The following is a 16,809-nucleotide window of genomic DNA, read 5'->3' on the forward strand; positions in this document are numbered from 1 at the left end:
GGGCTGACGCTACAATAGCACCAGCCCGCCTTAACCAACCGTTTTAAGAATGATCAGGGATCCATGGGTTCGTCTGCATCAATTTGTAAAGCATCCAGCACAGGGAAGAACTCCGAATCAGTGTCAGAGATTCTTTTGCCGGATTTGTATGGAATATGATTGATCTCACGCATGCATCTCTTTGCAAAGGAGTCACTTGTGATCATATAACTCTGAGAGCGCATGGTTGACACCAGGGAAGGTTTGTCCATAGGCATGCCATAGCGAAACATCAACCGCACCGCGTTCCGTATATTGGTTGTGGTATGGCGGGCATGGGGTTCCATAATGATGGCATTTTCAGGTACATGCAGCGTTTCGATCAAAAACTTTTTCATTTCAAATGCTTCACTGTATTTCGTTTTAAAAGGGTGTACTCTACCGCCTGATACAATGATGAAAGGGGCCTGACCTTCGAAATAACGCTTCGCTGCTACCCGGCAACGCAAAATACCGCCTTCGCTCAAAGCGCGCTCGTAGGTATCCGGACCTGCTCCGGGAACCAGAATCACGGCATATTTATAGCGGCTCCAATCTGTCTTCTTTATCTGATCAAAAGCAGCCTTATTGACTGTGGATTCCATCGGTTCATAATCTGCTGCCTCACTCCGCTCATTGATCTCCAGAAACTGCAACGCAAAGTGCATCGCGGATCCAAAAAACAAGCTCGTATCCTTGGATTCCTGCCGCACTACATCGGCACAGTCATAAACAAGCACCGGGTAACTTTTACGGTAGCGATTGAAAGCGATAGAATCAATAGCCGGATAATTGGGTCTTTTACCCTCTGCATACACCTCGATGGCATGATTAACGGCTTTGGCATCCTGTTCCCAGACCTTTCTTAAAAACTCGTCAGGCTTTGCGCCCGATAAAAGAATGTAGCTTCCTGATCGAAGAAGGTGTTCCTTCACAATTTTTCCGAGTGCATTTTGAGGATTGTACAATTCCTTCAACCGTTTTCCAACCTCCTTGATCTCCTGGTCTGAGAACTTCATTCCACTAGTGTAACAGAGATAATCAGTTTTACACTCTTTGACAGATGACCGGAGGTGATTCAATTTTGATTGAGCTACTTTCTGAAGTAAATCATCCTTTTCCAGCATGATGCGGGCGTCTTTAACCTGCTGGAAGAGCGTGAGCAGGTAGTAGTTTTTGGATTGAACGAAAGAACCCGGGCTAACGAGTTTATAATTTGGATCAGGCAGTTTGTTTTGCTGCGTGTATCCTTTCTGAAACTGTATCAGAAAGAAAAAGAGAAGAAGAATTATGCGCATAAGGTTTTTTGATAAAACCATAAATGTCGCTGCTTGTAATTACCTTAATATTACCCACACGTTAAAAAACGGGGATAATAGGCGTGATCCTTTAAAAATAGTAATGACGAACAATGAAAATGGGCAGCAACAATGCCACCCATTTCAACTCAAAAAATTTTTACCCGTTTTTATTTAGATAGGCTGATACAATTTTACCGTACCATCTCCCTCATTGCTGGTTACAAGCAGACTCTTTCCATTTGGACTGTTGGCCGCGGATATAAACAAAACTCCCTCAGGCGCATCACCAGTTTTGATCATCTGTAAAAATTTGGGAGCTGCAGGATTGGTGAGATCATATACAGCAACGGCATCTACCCGCTCCAGAGCAATGAAAGCAACAGGCTTATTGTTCATCCATCCGACAGTTACTCCCTCAGGTTCAATACCCTTGTCGTCAGAGCGGTCGTCGTCATAGATTCCTGCGCTGATCACCTCTTGCTCCAGGCTCTTACCAGATTCATAAACGAGTTGGCCGGAAGCGGCGTTGATAACACTGAATCCACGTCCACCAAAACCATAGAGCACATCAAAATCTCCATCTGAATCGATATCACCCAGCGTGTTAGTCACACGCAGACGCCCCAGGTTTGCAGGCAATTGCAGGGTAGCTGCATTAGGGAACACTTTCGAATCAAGCTTCAGCGAACTTACCCTCGCCTTCTCATCAAAAGCTGCATACTCACGCGCATCTCCTTCGTTAGCCGTGATCAGATAAGCTGCACCACCAGTTGAAAATGAGAAATCGCATCCGGAAGATAAAATGACTTAACAGCAGCAGAGCGGAGCTCAATTTTGCTATCTCTGTCGCTGGGATCCATTGCATTTATCGCAAGACTCATATCTTTGGTGCCCAGCGGTCTTATTTTTAGAATAGTGCCACTTGTCAGATCAATTTCAGCAATACCATTGTTCTCCTGCAGCGTTACATAAGCCTTTTTTGAATCATCCGAGATTGCTACATATTCAGGCTCAATATCCTGTGCAAAACTGGCACCAGGTCCGAATATGCGGAAACCCTCTGCGGCAAGCTGTGGCAAAGATCCGGCAAATGCACCGAACGTAAGCGTTTTAATACTGTAGTCATTCTGCATATCAATAATCGATACCGAACCCTCCGGATCTGTCTTGTAATCTGCACTGGGTTCGCCCTCATTGGCTGTCACGATATATCTGCCATCAGGGCTAAACGTAACCATGTCAGGCAAAGCACCTACTTCAATTTTCTTTATTACAGATAAGGTGCTCGTGTTCACAACCACAACACTGCCATTGGCCTGCTTGTTGTCGGCTTCCAGAGCGATTGCCAGCTTACCATTTGATACCGAAACGCTGTTTGCAAGCCCTCCCAATGACGAAACCGCAATGGGCTGAAGCTTTGTTATGACTGGTAATCCTGAAAGATCCAGAACTTCAACCAACGGACTTTTTTCATTATTAACTGTAAACAATCTTTGGCCGGATCGTAAGCCGAAATCTCGGAAGCCGCAGCTCCTCCCAGATCAATGGAGGCGATTTCTGTAAACGCGCTGGCATTTTCTAAGGGCACCTGAGGCGGATGATCCTTGATACAGCTATTCAAAAGCAAAGCAAGCAATGCGCCTGCATAAATGGAGTACTGAGATTTCATAAAAGTTTGGGATTGAGATTTTCCCAAAAATACCAAAGACTGTAATCCACTAAGCGAGAAGACATTAAGCTTAACAATCTGATAACATATCGTTCCTGACCCGCATCAGATTTGAGCAAACATTTTAGACTAAACATGAAAAAATGCTACCTTTTGTTTTATCTATCGGGTCTAATCAGAAATAACCACTTGACAAACAGACATTTGAAAATAAGAGACGTTATCTGCCAGGCTGCAATCCCGACATAGCTCAACAATGTGATTTATTATATATATTTCAAAACAATTTACACATTACATCACTTAAAGCTTTGACGTCATGAAATTCAAACCCGTATTGACATTGTTACTTTTAAACACTTGTTTTGCTGCATTTAGTCAGGACAGGCCGGCCCATAAAGAGCATCAACACAGGATTGCATCAACAGAAAAAGGCCTGGTAAAAATAGCAGTCATGTATCCTTATGCCGAAGGCAAGACTTTCAACATGGAATACTACGAAACCAAACACATGCCTATGGTGGCTGGATTTCTGGGACCAAACCTTGTTAAATATACGATTGAAAAGGGAGTCGCCAGCGGTATTCCAAACCAACCCCTACCTTATATGGCAATTGGCACATTTTATGTAAAAAGCCTGAGCGAATATCAGGCTGCAATAGCTCCCAACAGAGAGGCAATTCGTGCGGATTTTGCAAATTACACCAATACAGCCCCGGTTATTCTGGTCAGTGAGGTCGTGAGATAAGGCACCTTAACGTAAATTATTAAAAAGAACCGGTTCCACCTGATAACCCTTCTGTCTTAATAACGACACTACTCCGGTATTGTAATAGAGATGACCCAGGCCCACAGCAATCAGACAAGGTTTTGTTGTGATGCATTTGATTATTTTATCCATCCAATTCCTGTTACGTGTTTCAACAGGTATAAAATCGAAATCGTCCGAAACAGTAACAGTCATGGCCGGGGCATCCAGCTGATAATCAACGTCCATTTTTTTAAATTTTGCGACAGTCTGATCAAGATCCGGCATTTGGTAAATGTTCCAGTCAGCTTTATCACTGTTTTTAATGTAATTCAGAGATCTGGCGAGATGATTTTTGGCGTGGGCTATATTTGTAGAATCAAACTCAGTGGGTGCAACGCGATCCAGACGATCACCTTGCCTGCCAAGCTTTCCGTAAAGATGGAATAAGTCAAGATCCATCAGTTTAGTCAACCCGTTAGCACCTGTTGTTTCCGAAACAAGCGTCGTTAGTATTGCAGAACCCATCTCTGCCACTGTCATGTTTTCAGCATCACGGTTACCAACAATCCCCTCACCCACTCTGGCAACAAAAAACGAGTCGAGAGTCTGATACTGTTGTACGGACAACAAGGGAATCGCCTTTAAAATATCCTTTCGTTTTGGTTGCATTACTTCCGGCTGAGTTGTAAAAGCCTCCGTTAAAATGAACTCTGTGCTGTCAATAACTTTTTGGAATTCCGGATATTCAAGCAACCATTCAGCATCCGCAAGGTGCATCGTTCCCAAAAGATAGGAAGGCTGTTTACAATCCAAACCCGTAATCTTCCACAAAATAGTTTTGAGCTCAGAGTCACGCGCAGCAACTTGTATATTCTGCCCCAATGCTGATTGTAAAACAACGATAAATATCCAGAACAGAATCAAGAAAAAGCGCTTATGCATAAGAATGTGCTACAGGAATTAATTCTTTCATCACAATAAAGACAAAAAAATAACCAAAGTGAATCAAACAGACTTATATCAATAAATAAACTTTATCTGCCCGAACGCAAAATAGCAGCTTTTGGAATTTGAGCAATCAATAAAATTTCAATTCTCGCTGTCATCTCTGTATTTAACATCTTTTACGATTCATTTACAAAGTTTTACCAACGACCTGAGATAGTCCGGTGAAGTGGTAATAAATTTCAACGTTCCTAACTATTCAGAACGAATGCAGGGGATAGAAATCATGTCTGCTTACGCAAAAAAATGAATGAAGTAGAAATGCTCTTCGAGCGGCTAAAACCTCAACAATGTTCAGAATATTTCTAAAAATAGCTTTTCGACACCTTTGGGAAACCAGGCCATTTACCATTGTTAACATCATTGGGCTATCTGTGGGTACCGTCTGGCTGCTAGCATTACCCGGTTTTGCAGCAATCCTGATCGTATTTTTCATTGTATGCATTCTGGGAAAGAGGGCAGTATCAAATGACCCTGCTTCAGAATTACGCTCTTCTTAATATTTGTGGAATATAGTTTTCAATAAATACCAAGACATCCGCTGACCTCAATCTGGAGTACAGTGATAGCGATGAACCGCAACTGACGAATCACGCTAATTAAAGAGGTACTTCCACATCAGTACCTGCAACTTGTCTCAAAATAACATCCCGTAACCGACCTTCGTGTTCGTCGCCCCATTGCCCCAGGGCGGCTATCACGGGGATTACCGTTTTACCAAATTCGGTAAGGCTGTATTCCACTTTTGGCGGTACAACGGGGTAAATTTTTCTGGTAACCAGTTCGTGTTCTTCCAATTCTTTCAACTGTACATTCAAAACCCTGCGTGAAGCATCGGGGATTTTGCGTTGCAGTTCACTAGGCCGTTTATGACCGGTATGAATAAACCACAGCAAACGAATTTTCCATTTGCCGTAAAGTACTTCACCGATCAGGTCAAGTCCACAATTCAGGTTAGGTATTATCTTTCTTTCATACATATTACAAAGTTAAACCTATGCCTCATTCACTGCAATAGGGGATTAATTTATCCCTATATGAATCGTAATTCCGTACTTGTCTAAACTTCTTTTATACCCCAATTTTGTCCTATAATTATTCTAAAAAGCAGGACAAAAAAAATGGAACAGTTCAATTTCAACAATGAGTTAACAGGCAAGATTGCCTTGGTAACAGGAGGTACAAAAGGGGCCGGAAGAGCGATTGCAGAACGGCTTTTACAAGCAGGTGCAACTGTTATTATTACCGCAAGAAACGAACCGGAAAAAGAAAACAGCAAGTTGCACTTCATTTCTTCCGATTTGAGTAAAGCAGAGGGGTCGCAAAAAGTGGTAAACCAGGTACTATCAACTTACGGGCGGCTGGATATTCTCGTCAATAACCTTGGTTCTTCGGCAACACCCGCTGGCGGTTTTGCAGTGTTAAGTGATCAGGATTGGGAATCAACCTTGCAAGCTAACCTACTCGCTCCTGTCCGGTTAGACAGAGGATTTTTACCACAAATGATAGATCAAAAAAGTGGCGTTATTGTTCACATCGCTTCCATTCAGGGCAAACTACCCCTATTTGAATCTACTTTGCCTTACGCTGCTGCAAAGGCAGGACTGATCAATTATAGTAAGAGCTTATCAAATGAAGTTACGCCGAAAGGTGTCCGGGTGCTGACTGTCTCGCCAGGATGGATCAATACGACAGCATCAAAAGCCTGGTTGGATGAAATTGCAAGAAACGCGAATAGTACCGTAGAAGAAGCCCAGCAAAGTGTGATGGATGCATTGGGTGGAATACCTTTCGGAAGACCGGCAGAACCCGAAGAAGTTGCAGAATTTGTCGGCTTTCTGGTTTCGCCAAGAGCCGGTTATTTATCAGGGACCGAATTCGTGATCGATGGCGGTACAGTACCAACAGTTTAACAACATTTAAAATTTAGAAAAATGGATTTACCGAAAATAATAACAGATTTAGTAATAGCGCAAAACAACTTTGACAGCTTCGCCTATGCAAATTGTTTCTCCGAAACAGCCGTAGTTTTTGATGAGGGCAAAACGCACAATGGGAGAAAAGAAATCGAACAATGGATTGCCGATGCCAACAAGCGTTACCAGGCGACAATGAATCCCCTCGGCTTCGAAGAAAAAGAAACGGAAAGCGTTTTAAAAACTGAAACTTCGGGAAATTTTCCCGGAAGCCCTATTGTATTAACTTATCATCTGGAAATAACGGAAAAATTGATACAGTCATTGAGAATTACCGGATAACTGGGGATGGCTAATTTAAGCCATCCTTTTTTATCTGATAACAACAGGAAGGTAGGTATATAATATTTATTGTACAGCCATGAAAAATACGCAGGCAACATTTGGCCATCTGGTCAGGAATTATCATCTTGAACCGGATGCCTCTGCGATCAGTTTGCAGAAGATTATGTAATAATACCTTAGTACTTAAATTCGCAGATATACTTTTGAAAAATCTGTTTCAAACATTTTTGAGAATCTTTTTCAGCTCAAAAAAATAAAACCACTTATGACCACAAAATTGCGTTTTATACTTTCAATGTCTTTTTTTTCAATGCTGTTATCGCAAACAGTTTCCCGGGCACAAACTGCAGATTTGTTAGTCAAAACAGAGCCGTCCCAAAGGGTAAAAATTGCGCCGGAAAGCGTATTCAAAATGTTCCGGGAAGCCGGGCTGAAACCGGTTAACCGCACGCTGACCACAGCAGAAAAAGAAAAAGTATCTAATGCTTTTGCACATCTGACACCACTGCATCAGCGTATTTTGAAACAACATTTGCTCAGTATCAGCTTCATGGATAACATGCCAAACACGGCATTAACCTCACAGCTGGACACCTCTGGTGCAACAAAAATGTTCAACATTACTTTTCGGGCCAGCTTGTTGGAAGAAAACATTTCTCAATGGGCGACCTGGAAAGAGAATTCCTGCTTCACCCCTACTGCCGATTCCAGTTATCAGCTCCGCGTTGAAGGCGGCAGTATGGATGCGATTGTTTATGTGCTCATGCACGAGGCCACGCACATTGTGGATGCAGTGACTGGGATTACCCCCCATCCTGCCGAAAACGATACAATTGTCGAGCCGACTCTTTACACAAAAAATATCTGGCATACAGCGAATAGACCCGCAGAAGCATACATAGATACGCTGCTGGAACAAACCCGCTTTCGGAGCGGGAAATCAGTACCGATCAGCATGGCGCCTTATGTTTATAGCCAGCTCTCGAAAACGCCGTTTGCTTCTTTGTATTCCATGGCGGCGTGGTCCGAGGATATTGCCGAACTCGCCACTATTTACCACCTCACGACAAAATTAAATCAGCCATTTTATATTGTCGTTACTAAAAACAATGTGGAACTGGCACGGTTTGAACCTATGAAAAATGCACTTGTCAGGCAGCGATTGGATCAACTTTCGGCCTTTTACAAATCCTGATTTCACCTACAGGAAAAAATGTACAAGACGCATTGCCTCTTATCCATTTTCTGAGCTGCTTTAACGGCTCCCTTTGCAAGGTCAGATTTGAGATCATAAAGGGGCATTAAAAAAATTAACCAACTTTGTAACTACCTGATTCACATACTCTGGTTTCCAGTATGTTTCAATATGGGTTGCACCTTCAATAAGATACAACTCTTTGTTCTTTGTGTCCGGAGCTTTTTTAAACGCTTCCTCGGTCATGTAATAGGTATCGGCTTTACTGCCTGCAATCATTAACAATGGCTGCCGGATAAGATCCATGTTGGCAACAGCATCGAAGGTCATTAAATCGAGCAGACTACTCATCGTGTACTTTCCGCTGGAATTGGGATGTGCATGGGTTTTACCGTAGTAAATATATCCTTCACGGTACAGCTCAAACGGCATTTTAGCAATCTGCTCATCAGTAAGGGGAGTTTACCCAAGCCCCAGCTGCAAGCGGTCCGGTTGTATCAGTCCGTGTCGCCTTGATACAACCGGACGCATTATTTCATTCACTCTTAAGTGAGGATATCGGGTTCATTAATGCCGATTTTACAGATTGGTAGCTGATGGTGAGTGCAACAATCAAAAAGGCGATCAGCCCTGCTAAAATAAAAACCCAGAAACTAATCTCCACCCGGTAAGCAAAGCTTTCAAGCCATTGGTTCATCACATACCAGGCCACCGGAGTCGCAATCAAAATAGCTATTACAACCAATTTAATGAAGTCGCTGGAAAGCAACATGACGATGGTTCGAAAATCAGCTCCAAGCACTTTCCGTATACCGATTTCCTTTGTGCGCTGTTCTGCCATGTATGTAGCCAATCCAAGCAGCCCCAGACAGGCAATACCGATAGCCAGACAGGAAAATGTGGTAAATAGCTTTCTGAAGGTGAAATCAGCCTGATACTGGCGATTAAAATCTTCATTGAGAAAACTGAAAAGGAAAGGCCGCTGCGGCGCTATTTCACTCCAAACTGCACGAACCTGCTCAACCGTCTTTGTCACGTTTTGCGACTTAAATTTAATTGAAAGGTAGCGGCTTGAATAGGCCTGGAAAGGCAGGGTCAGCGGTTCAATTTTTTGATGCAAAGATGTAAAATTGAAATCTTTTACAACACCAATCACCACACCTGTTCTACCCCACTGACTGAATTTTTTGCCTATTATTTCTCTGGCATTCTTATATCCATACTGTTTTGCTGCAGCTTCATTGATAACCAATGCCCTGCTGGAGTCCGAAGCAAACTCTCTGGAATAGGATCTTCCGGCAACAAGCTCCAGGCCGAAATGAGGTATAAAGTCAATTCCTACCTCAAAGATAGGCTGTGTCATCATTTTCATTTCTCCGTCCTTTGTTTCTATCTCTGTACCCGCATTAGGAAAATGGCTTCCGGGAACACTTCGCGAAAAAGCAGCTGAAAGAATAGAGGGATTTGACTCCAGGATTGTTTTTAAAAGCTGCGATTTAGCATTCACAGCTTCATCATTATTATAGTCGATGACTAACATACTTTCTTTGTCAAAACCCAGATCCTTGTCCAGCAAATGATTCATCTGCGTATATACAATAATCGTTACCGCAATGAGCAGTATAGAAAGACTGAATTGAAAAACTACCAAGCCTCTTCTGAGGTTCACGCCTGCCGCAGACTTATTTATACCTTTTAGGATATGCACCGGATCGAATCCTGAGAGAACAAGTGCAGGATAAGAACCTGCCACAAAAGCAATCAACACCATGCCGCCCAAAATGATAGGAATACTTTTCCAATTAACCAGAAGACCTATGTTGAATTCTTTTCCGGTAAAGCCTGTCATAAAGGGTAACGAGATCACTACCAGACACACGGCAGTAATCATGGAAAGGCAAACGATCACAAACGATTCCCCTAAAAACTGAGAGATTAAGCTGCCTCTGGCTGCACCGATTGACTTTCTGATGCCGACTTCTTTACTACGTTCCATAGAACGCGCCGTAGATAAATTCATGAAGTTGATCATCGCAATCACCAGAATGAAAAGCGCGATAATAGAGAACACATATACATTCGATAAACTTCCGGTTTCTCCCGGCTGCCGGTCCGCATCGGATTTTAAATATACATCGTTTAACGACTCCAACTCGATAAGATATCTTGTTTTCGGGTCTTTGAGCTGACGCTGTGCAAAACCAGGAAGCTTTTGCTTGAAGGCAGCTTCATCGAATTTTTCGTTTACCAGAAAATAAGTATAGAAATCAGCGTAGTCCCAGTTATCGAATATTTCAGGTAAAGATTTTTTAAACGTACTCAGGGACAGAAGGGCATTAAACTTAAAGTGAGAATTGTCAGGAAGATCAGCCATGATTCCGGTCACCAAATATTCTCCCGCATAGGCTCTGCCTGGCGCATCAGTGCCTCTTAGCGTTTTACCAAGCGCATTTTCATTGCCAAAATATTTTCGGGCCGTGCTCTGTGTCAGTACGATACTATATGGATTTACCAATGCAGTTTTGGGATCACCCTGCAATAAATTCCAACTGAATACATCAAACACAGTTGAGTCCATGAAGAAAACGCCATTCTCTTGATACTTTGTATCATCGTGAGTCAGCAGAATGTCTGCCCTGCCGGAAAACTGAACTACTTTTTCTATTTCAGGAAAGTCGCGTTTCAGTGCCGGTCCGATAGGTGCATTGCCCCACACCCAGGAAGGCGCTGCTTTCGACAGATTCTTTGGATCCTCAGATATCCTTGATCCATGCGTAACGCGGTATATCCTATCGCGCTTGGTATGATACGTATCGTATGAGAGTTCAGTTTGTACAAACGTAAAAATCAGGAAGCAGCAGGCAATCCCTACACCCAAACCCAGAATATTAATCGCTGAATAAGCTTTCTTTTTAGCCAGGTTTCTCCAGGCAATCAGGAAATAGTTTTTATACATGGCAAAAGGCGTAAGGGTGTAAGATGATTTCAGGTTTCTTAACAGGCTTGGACGAAGCAGCTTTAACATTTCCCATGTATAAATCCGCTTGGCTTTCCGGACAGAGTACTGATGAAGATTATCCTGAAAAACCTCTTCCATGTCGCCTTCAATTTCTTCCAGATATTCTGTCCGAAGAACACGTCTCATTAAGCGCAGGGGCCACTTGGGCGGCTGAATATTCTCTGGCAGACTCATATCATTTTCAATTCAGAGACTATCAAAGGAATTGATTTCCATAAATCCGCGCGTATTGCTCTCATTTCTTCCAGCACCTTAAGCGCATGAGAAGTAGTATAGTAGATTCGTTTGCGTTTTCCTCCTCTTTTCAAAGTCGCTTCCCCAAATGCGGAAGTGAGAAAACCCTTTTCTTCCATTCGTTTCAAAGCCGATTGAATGGACCCCACACTCAGCCTTTCATTCAACCGTGTTTCCAACTCACGTTTTATCTCAACTCCGTAAGCATCGTGCTGTAAAGCTGCTACTGTAAGCAGTACAAGCTCTTCAAACTCTCCCAGTTTAGTTTTCTTCATAGCTATCTATTGTTCGTAATTGCAGTTAATATAGGGAGATTATTTTATTCCTGATTGCAGTAGAAATAAATAAAACGAAACAAACAATCACAAAATACTAATTATGAGCTAATTGCATTTTGTAAAATAATTAAACTTATAAATGACCTGATTGGTATTTCAGGAATTTTCATTAGCCAGAGCCACTGCTGAAACAAAAGCCCACTTTAAAGACAAAAGGTAATTTCTTGCCCTTCGCCGACAAAAGCGCTTCCGGGTTTTGCTAACCTGTGGAGTAATCACTAAAGCTCATATCAGTGTAACTAAATCAAATTCGGTCTACGCGCCAGATCAGGCAAAAAAGCATTGACAAGTTTTCTCTGGAAAAAACAAAAGCCGCCCATTCCGGCGGCCTTAATTAATGCTTGAAACCAACCTGTGGTAAAAAAAGCAAACCACTATGCGGCAACCTCCTCTGTTTACACTTCTTTAAAAATTGAAACTTCACCTCCCATTGAGACCATCAGTATTGTTTCTTTACCACCTTTGGAAACAGTTACAAAAAAGTGATCCGCATCGTCAAACTGGGTGCCATAATAGAGCATATCTGTTTCATTGCCCTCATTGTCATCATACATCACAACAGCGCCGGTAGTGTATCCTTTGTAGCGGTTTTTAATATCCTTTTGTGCGCTGGCCGGCAAATCAGCAAATTTTTTGTTGGTAGTAGTACCCACCAGCTTAGAGTCATAATCGTAATAGGCAGTCATTTTCGCGCCGTCTTTCGTAAAAGTAGCTTCGTCAAACTGTGCACCTCTCTGCCAGCTTATATCACTCACGCCATCAAAATCGGAATTAAACTGATCTTTCGATCTGGAACTTACCTTATTTCCTTCCAGTTTTTGTAGCTGTTTATGCGCTGCCTTTTTCTCTGATTTAAGTTCTTTCTTCACTTCTTTTGTGGTGGTTTGGGCTTGTACCTGAACTGCTGCGATGGCTACAAAAGCGATGATTGCGGATGCGATTAACTTTTTCATGATAGCTTGTTTTTAAGTGATTAAAGAATGATTGACCAAAACTAAGTCGGGAAACACGGCATGGAAACAGACAATAGACGCAAAGGCAAAAGCTGTCGGTAAACAGTCATAAAATCTCGCTATAATTCTTTTCTTTGTAAGGAATTTATCTCTGCCTTGTACCCTTATGAATTGCCTGATCATCGACGATAATATCATTGCCAGAACAACGCTTAAACAGCTTGTTAAAAAGGAGGGCTCGCTGAATCTGGTTGGCGAATGTGCAGACGCGATAGATGCCTATCAAAAGATTATGTCCGATCAAGTGGATTTGCTGCTGCTTGATATCGAAATGGAAGATATGAGTGGCATTGAACTTGTCAAAAGCCTTGGCACTAAAAATCCGATCATCATTTTTACAACCTCGAAAAAGGAGTACGCTGCGGAGGCTTTTGAGCTAAACGTAGCAGATTATATTACCAAACCTGTCACAACAGTAAGGTTTTTACAAGCTGTAGAAAAGGCCAAAGAGATATTCAAAAGCAAAACCCGGGAAGTTAAGGCTCAGGACGATGCATTTCTTTTCATCCGCGACTCAAACATCGTGCGCCGCTTAAAAATCGAGGATATTCTCTATGCTGAAGCTATGGGCGATTATGTGAAGTTGTATACAGCCGAGAAATTCTATTCTGTTCATTCTTCGCTGAAGGAAGTTGAAAGCAAACTGCCCGATTCAAGATTTCTTCGCGTTCACAGATCTTTTATCATTCAGGTCGGCAAGATTGATACCATTGAAGGTGGCACGCTGATCATTAATAAGAAAATGGTTCCCGTTGCAGACAGCTACCGTGCGGCGCTAAACCAAAGGCTTAAAATACTTTAATTTTAAACGATTACTGTGGGCCATCTGCCGATAGTTTATACCTTTCTGACTACCTGATATTGTTCTGAGAATTGCTCTGTATTATTTTCAATCAATCAAAGTCACAGCTCAGCCGGCGACAAACAGCCTGTTGGCCAAAGCACATACGTCATGCGGATCAGAACACTCATCTTTTATATCTCGGCGGGTTTCATCGCAGGAATAATCATGCTGTTGCTGGCCCAATATTTCACTGCGGGCAATGTTCGTGAACTGATCAGTGGTAATGAAAGTCTTTTAGCCGAGTATAGGCTTAGTAATGAGCTTGTACGCCTGCAAAAGGATCTTTTAGTGCTTGATAATAAAACCAAGGCGGCTGTCGCCACACCGGATTTTAACAAAGTTTCCGAATTCGAAAAGGCTGTTGATAAAGTCATAGAAGATAATCACGGGCTGGATAATGCAGGTGATTCGGTAGCTTCCCGAGCCTATATGAATCAGCTTCGAAGCCTGGTCAATACCAAAATAGAACTTAGCCGTGAGCTCGTTGGTAGCTTACAGGTCTCTCCGCAAGCCGCAAGTCAGCAAGCACTTTCAGAATACAAGGCAATCAGGCTTACAGATCAAATCACAAGACTGACACATCAAATAGATACCAGTGGCCGGACTGCTCTGGCAGCAAAGGTAAAGCTCGTCGATCAAAGCGGACAGAGGGTACTCCGATGGAATATATTCCTTACACTACTGGTACTGGTTCTTCTCATAGCTGTTTTCCTGATTATTATCAGCAGGATGAAAAAGCAGGCAAAACTAATTGGACAGCTCAATACCAGCGAGAGAAAATTAAAAGAAGCCGCATTAATAAAAGAGAATTTCCTGGCCAATATGAGTCATGAGATCAGAACTCCTCTGAACGCGATTCTGGGTTATACAAACCTTTTACAACGGAAAAAACTAGATGATGACGCGGCACTGCACGTGGCAACGGTGCACCAGTCGTCTGAAACACTTCTTTCCATCGTCAATGACATTCTGGATCTGTCAAAAATCGAGTCGGGAATGATGCGCATTGAGCATTCGCCCTTCATTCTTTCAGAATTGATCCACTCGGTAAGCATGATGTTCCATCAGAAAATTGAAGAAAAAGGACTCACGATTCATATCAATACAGGACCTGATTTGCCCGATACCCTCGTTGGTGATGCCACTCGACTCACTCAGATACTAGTCAATCTGATTGGAAATGCGGTGAAATTCACCATGAAGGGAAAAATCGAACTGAGTGTAAATATTAAAAATACCAGCCAGGATAACATTGAGCTAGAATTCAAGGTCAAAGATTCAGGTATTGGCATAGAAGAAGAAAAACTGGATACGATCTTCGAAAGATTTCGTCAGGCAGAAGATTCTACGACAAGAAAATTTGGAGGAACAGGTCTGGGATTATCTATTGTCCGCGATCTCGTTCATCTGCAAAATGGTAGCATCCAAGTAAAAAGTAAAGTGGGGTCTGGTACTGAGATCAGCTTCTTTATTCCTTATCAGCTCTACAAAGGGGCACCCGTTCCAGAGCAAAATAAACAACTATCGCAGGCAGATAACATTTTAAATGAACCGCACATATTGGTTGTAGAGGACAATGTGATCAATCAGGGGCTGATGGTTCATTTGCTGAAAGAACGTGGAATAAAAGTTAAAATCGCCGGAAATGGCAAGCAGGCATTGGAAGCGTTGCAGTCGGAGGATTTCGACATAATTTTTATGGATATTCAAATGCCGGAGATGGATGGATATACTACATCCCGCGAGATCAGGCAGACACTTGGTCTTACCACGCCCATCATTGCTATGACTGCGCATGCGATGGCTGGAGAACGCGAAAAGTGTATCAGTTTCGGCATGAACGACCACATTTCAAAACCAATCAGAGAGAGTGAGTTAACCAGAATATTAACAACCTTTTTACATAACAGCACTTTTTTAACTACTGACAATGAGCTCATTACATCAGAGGAATTTAACTTTCGGGTAATCAATCTCACTTATATGAAAGAGATTAGCGGCGGTGATGCGCAGTACGAAAAAATGGTTACGGAGCAATTCTTAGATTTGATACCTGCTGAGTTGAACGCCTTGGAATCAGCGACTACAAACAAAAACTTCACAGAGCTCAAACGCACCGCACACAGCATGAAAACGAGCGTATCGATTATGGGTTTGGTCAGCCTGCTGGATGAGGATCTGGATGATTTAGAGAATGGTGAGCTAAGTGAAAGTGAGATACAGCAAAAAGTTGATCACGTTACCTCCATCTGTCAACAAGCCCTGATTGAAGCAAAAACATTTTACAATCAATTTAATTCACTTCAAGAATCACACCTGATGAAACCTCTCCTACCCGGGCTGACTCTGCTGTTCATAACCCGGCTCTGTTGGGCGCAGCCTCTCGATATTCAAAACGAAAATTTCATTCGGCAACTTTACAAAAATCCTGACTACCTGGAAAAGAAAAACCAGGTTGACAAAGCTTTTGCACACACAAAACCGGGTAATTGGGGCGAATTTGTGAAAGGCGTCGATGAGGATATTGTAACGAACAAAAAAATTCTGGCACTCACTTTCGATGCCTGTGGCGGTCCGCACGGAAGTGGCTACGACTCAGAATTGATCGACTACCTGCGTAAAGAGCAAATACCGGCAACACTCTTTTGTTCAGGAAAATGGATTGACACTAATTATGATACATTCCTTGCACTTAGTAAAGATAATTTATTCGAGATTGAAAATCACGGGCTGAATCACAAACCCTGCTCTGTGGACGGGGAAAGTGAATACGGCATAAAAGGCACCGCGGATGTCCCCGACGCCTTCGACGAAATTGAAGCTAATGAGCGCAAAATAGAAACAATCACGGGGCGGAGACCTTTATTTTTCCGTTCCTCTACCGCTTATACCGACGAGGCGTGCGCAAAAATAGCCCGTGTGCTCGACGTGACCATGATCAGTTTTGATGTACTCTCCGGGGATGCAGTGCCTTTCACGCCAGTCAAAACAATACAGGAAAGTGTACTTCAAAATGTGAAACCCGGCGCACTGATCATCATGCATTTCAACCATCCTGAATGGAATACTTATGAGTCGCTTTCGAAGATAATTCCGGTTTTGAAAGCCCGGGGTTACACCTTTGCACAACTAAAAGATTACCCTCTTAAAGGCAAGTAAGA

General features: G+C 42.6%; 14 protein-coding genes and 1 pseudogene. 6 read left to right on the forward strand and 9 right to left on the reverse strand.

Going from position 1 to position 16,809, the window contains the following annotated elements; genetic code table 11:
• Positions 1-53: 53 nt before the first annotated feature.
• From DSL64_RS01535 to DSL64_RS29235, 3 genes and pseudogenes are all read right to left on the reverse strand, one after another.
• Complete coding sequence (locus DSL64_RS01535) at positions 54-1,316, reverse strand: YdcF family protein (protein WP_199539313.1); 1,263 nt, start codon at positions 1,314-1,316, stop codon at positions 54-56.
• A gap of 174 nt (positions 1,317-1,490) precedes the next feature.
• Positions 1,491-2,809 (reverse strand): annotated as a pseudogene (locus DSL64_RS29460) (choice-of-anchor I family protein).
• A complete protein-coding gene (locus DSL64_RS29235) occupies positions 2,740-2,988 on the reverse strand; it encodes a hypothetical protein (RefSeq protein WP_229216913.1) in 249 nt (82 codons plus the stop codon). Before DSL64_RS29235 ends, DSL64_RS29460 begins: the two are co-directional and overlap by 70 nt.
• Before the next feature lie 319 nt (positions 2,989-3,307).
• Here DSL64_RS29235 and DSL64_RS01545 point away from each other — a divergent pair, with 319 nt between their 5' ends.
• Positions 3,308-3,736, forward strand: coding sequence for an EthD family reductase (locus tag DSL64_RS01545; RefSeq protein ID WP_115828871.1), 429 nt, complete (start codon positions 3,308-3,310; stop codon positions 3,734-3,736).
• Positions 3,737-3,742: 6 nt separating this feature from the next.
• On the opposite strand, the gene DSL64_RS01550 is transcribed toward DSL64_RS01545, so the two are convergent.
• Together DSL64_RS01550 and DSL64_RS01555 are read right to left on the reverse strand one after the other, a co-directional pair.
• A complete protein-coding gene (locus DSL64_RS01550; protein WP_115828872.1) occupies positions 3,743-4,681 on the reverse strand; it encodes a TraB/GumN family protein in 939 nt (312 codons plus the stop codon).
• A gap of 662 nt (positions 4,682-5,343) precedes the next feature.
• Positions 5,344-5,724, reverse strand: coding sequence for a winged helix-turn-helix transcriptional regulator (locus tag DSL64_RS01555; RefSeq protein ID WP_115828873.1), 381 nt, complete (start codon positions 5,722-5,724; stop codon positions 5,344-5,346).
• Between the two features lie 141 nt (positions 5,725-5,865).
• On the opposite strand from DSL64_RS01555, the gene DSL64_RS01560 reads away from it, so the two are divergent.
• The 3 genes from DSL64_RS01560 to DSL64_RS01570 all read left to right on the forward strand — a co-directional run bounded on the left by DSL64_RS01560 (position 5,866) and on the right by DSL64_RS01570 (position 8,200).
• On the forward strand, positions 5,866-6,657 hold the full coding sequence (locus tag DSL64_RS01560; protein ID WP_115828874.1) for an SDR family oxidoreductase: 792 nt from the start codon (positions 5,866-5,868) through the stop codon (positions 6,655-6,657).
• A gap of 21 nt (positions 6,658-6,678) precedes the next feature.
• A complete protein-coding gene (locus DSL64_RS01565; RefSeq protein WP_115828875.1) occupies positions 6,679-7,002 on the forward strand; it encodes a nuclear transport factor 2 family protein in 324 nt (107 codons plus the stop codon).
• A gap of 313 nt (positions 7,003-7,315) precedes the next feature.
• A complete protein-coding gene (locus tag DSL64_RS01570; RefSeq protein ID WP_229216914.1) occupies positions 7,316-8,200 on the forward strand; it encodes a hypothetical protein in 885 nt (294 codons plus the stop codon).
• A gap of 93 nt (positions 8,201-8,293) precedes the next feature.
• Here the strand turns inward: DSL64_RS01570 and DSL64_RS01575 are convergent, their stop codons facing one another.
• The 4 genes from DSL64_RS01575 to DSL64_RS01590 all read right to left on the reverse strand — a co-directional run bounded on the left by DSL64_RS01575 (position 8,294) and on the right by DSL64_RS01590 (position 12,744).
• On the reverse strand, positions 8,294-8,632 hold the full coding sequence (locus DSL64_RS01575; protein WP_229216915.1) for an alpha/beta hydrolase: 339 nt from the start codon (positions 8,630-8,632) through the stop codon (positions 8,294-8,296).
• A 103-nt stretch (positions 8,633-8,735) separates the two neighbouring features.
• The gene (locus tag DSL64_RS01580) at positions 8,736-11,393 is read right to left on the reverse strand and encodes an ABC transporter permease (protein ID WP_262512400.1); all 2,658 of its coding nucleotides are present in this window, start codon (positions 11,391-11,393) and stop codon (positions 8,736-8,738) included.
• Positions 11,390-11,728, reverse strand: coding sequence for a PadR family transcriptional regulator (locus DSL64_RS01585; protein ID WP_115828876.1), 339 nt, complete (start codon positions 11,726-11,728; stop codon positions 11,390-11,392). The genes DSL64_RS01580 and DSL64_RS01585 overlap by 4 nt, the downstream gene beginning before the upstream one ends.
• Before the next feature lie 458 nt (positions 11,729-12,186).
• On the reverse strand, positions 12,187-12,744 hold the full coding sequence (locus DSL64_RS01590) for a hypothetical protein (RefSeq protein WP_115828877.1): 558 nt from the start codon (positions 12,742-12,744) through the stop codon (positions 12,187-12,189).
• A 166-nt stretch (positions 12,745-12,910) separates the two neighbouring features.
• On the opposite strand from DSL64_RS01590, the gene DSL64_RS01595 reads away from it, so the two are divergent.
• Together DSL64_RS01595 and DSL64_RS01600 are read left to right on the forward strand one after the other, a co-directional pair.
• The gene (locus tag DSL64_RS01595; RefSeq protein WP_115828878.1) at positions 12,911-13,606 is read left to right on the forward strand and encodes a LytR/AlgR family response regulator transcription factor; all 696 of its coding nucleotides are present in this window, start codon (positions 12,911-12,913) and stop codon (positions 13,604-13,606) included.
• A 150-nt stretch (positions 13,607-13,756) separates the two neighbouring features.
• The gene (locus DSL64_RS01600; protein WP_115828879.1) at positions 13,757-16,807 is read left to right on the forward strand and encodes a response regulator; all 3,051 of its coding nucleotides are present in this window, start codon (positions 13,757-13,759) and stop codon (positions 16,805-16,807) included.
• The last annotated feature ends 2 nt before the right edge of the window (positions 16,808-16,809 follow it).

Source organism: Dyadobacter luteus, from assembly GCF_003383615.1.
GTDB lineage: Bacteria > Bacteroidota > Bacteroidia > Cytophagales > Spirosomataceae > Dyadobacter > Dyadobacter luteus.

Bases quoted from the DNA above. Each gene is read 5' to 3' on its own strand.
- DSL64_RS01550 (WP_115828872.1), bottom strand. From the start codon at position 4,681: ATGCATAAGCGCTTTTTCTTGATTCTGTTCTGGATATTTATCGTTGTT.
- DSL64_RS29235 (WP_229216913.1), bottom strand. From the start codon at position 2,988: ATGAAATCTCAGTACTCCATTTATGCAGGCGCATTGCTTGCTTTGCTT.
- DSL64_RS01575 (WP_229216915.1), bottom strand. From the start codon at position 8,632: ATGCCGTTTGAGCTGTACCGTGAAGGATATATTTACTACGGTAAAACC.
- DSL64_RS01565 (WP_115828875.1), top strand. From the start codon at position 6,679: ATGGATTTACCGAAAATAATAACAGATTTAGTAATAGCGCAAAACAAC.
- DSL64_RS01560 (WP_115828874.1), top strand. From the start codon at position 5,866: ATGGAACAGTTCAATTTCAACAATGAGTTAACAGGCAAGATTGCCTTG.
- DSL64_RS01545 (WP_115828871.1), top strand. From the start codon at position 3,308: ATGAAATTCAAACCCGTATTGACATTGTTACTTTTAAACACTTGTTTT.
- DSL64_RS01585 (WP_115828876.1), bottom strand. From the start codon at position 11,728: ATGAAGAAAACTAAACTGGGAGAGTTTGAAGAGCTTGTACTGCTTACA.
- DSL64_RS01555 (WP_115828873.1), bottom strand. From the start codon at position 5,724: ATGTATGAAAGAAAGATAATACCTAACCTGAATTGTGGACTTGACCTG.
- DSL64_RS01600 (WP_115828879.1), top strand. From the start codon at position 13,757: ATGCGGATCAGAACACTCATCTTTTATATCTCGGCGGGTTTCATCGCA.
- DSL64_RS01590 (WP_115828877.1), bottom strand. From the start codon at position 12,744: ATGAAAAAGTTAATCGCATCCGCAATCATCGCTTTTGTAGCCATCGCA.
- DSL64_RS01595 (WP_115828878.1), top strand. From the start codon at position 12,911: ATGAATTGCCTGATCATCGACGATAATATCATTGCCAGAACAACGCTT.
- DSL64_RS01580 (WP_262512400.1), bottom strand. From the start codon at position 11,393: ATGAGTCTGCCAGAGAATATTCAGCCGCCCAAGTGGCCCCTGCGCTTA.
- DSL64_RS01535 (WP_199539313.1), bottom strand. From the start codon at position 1,316: ATGCGCATAATTCTTCTTCTCTTTTTCTTTCTGATACAGTTTCAGAAA.
- DSL64_RS01570 (WP_229216914.1), top strand. From the start codon at position 7,316: ATGCTGTTATCGCAAACAGTTTCCCGGGCACAAACTGCAGATTTGTTA.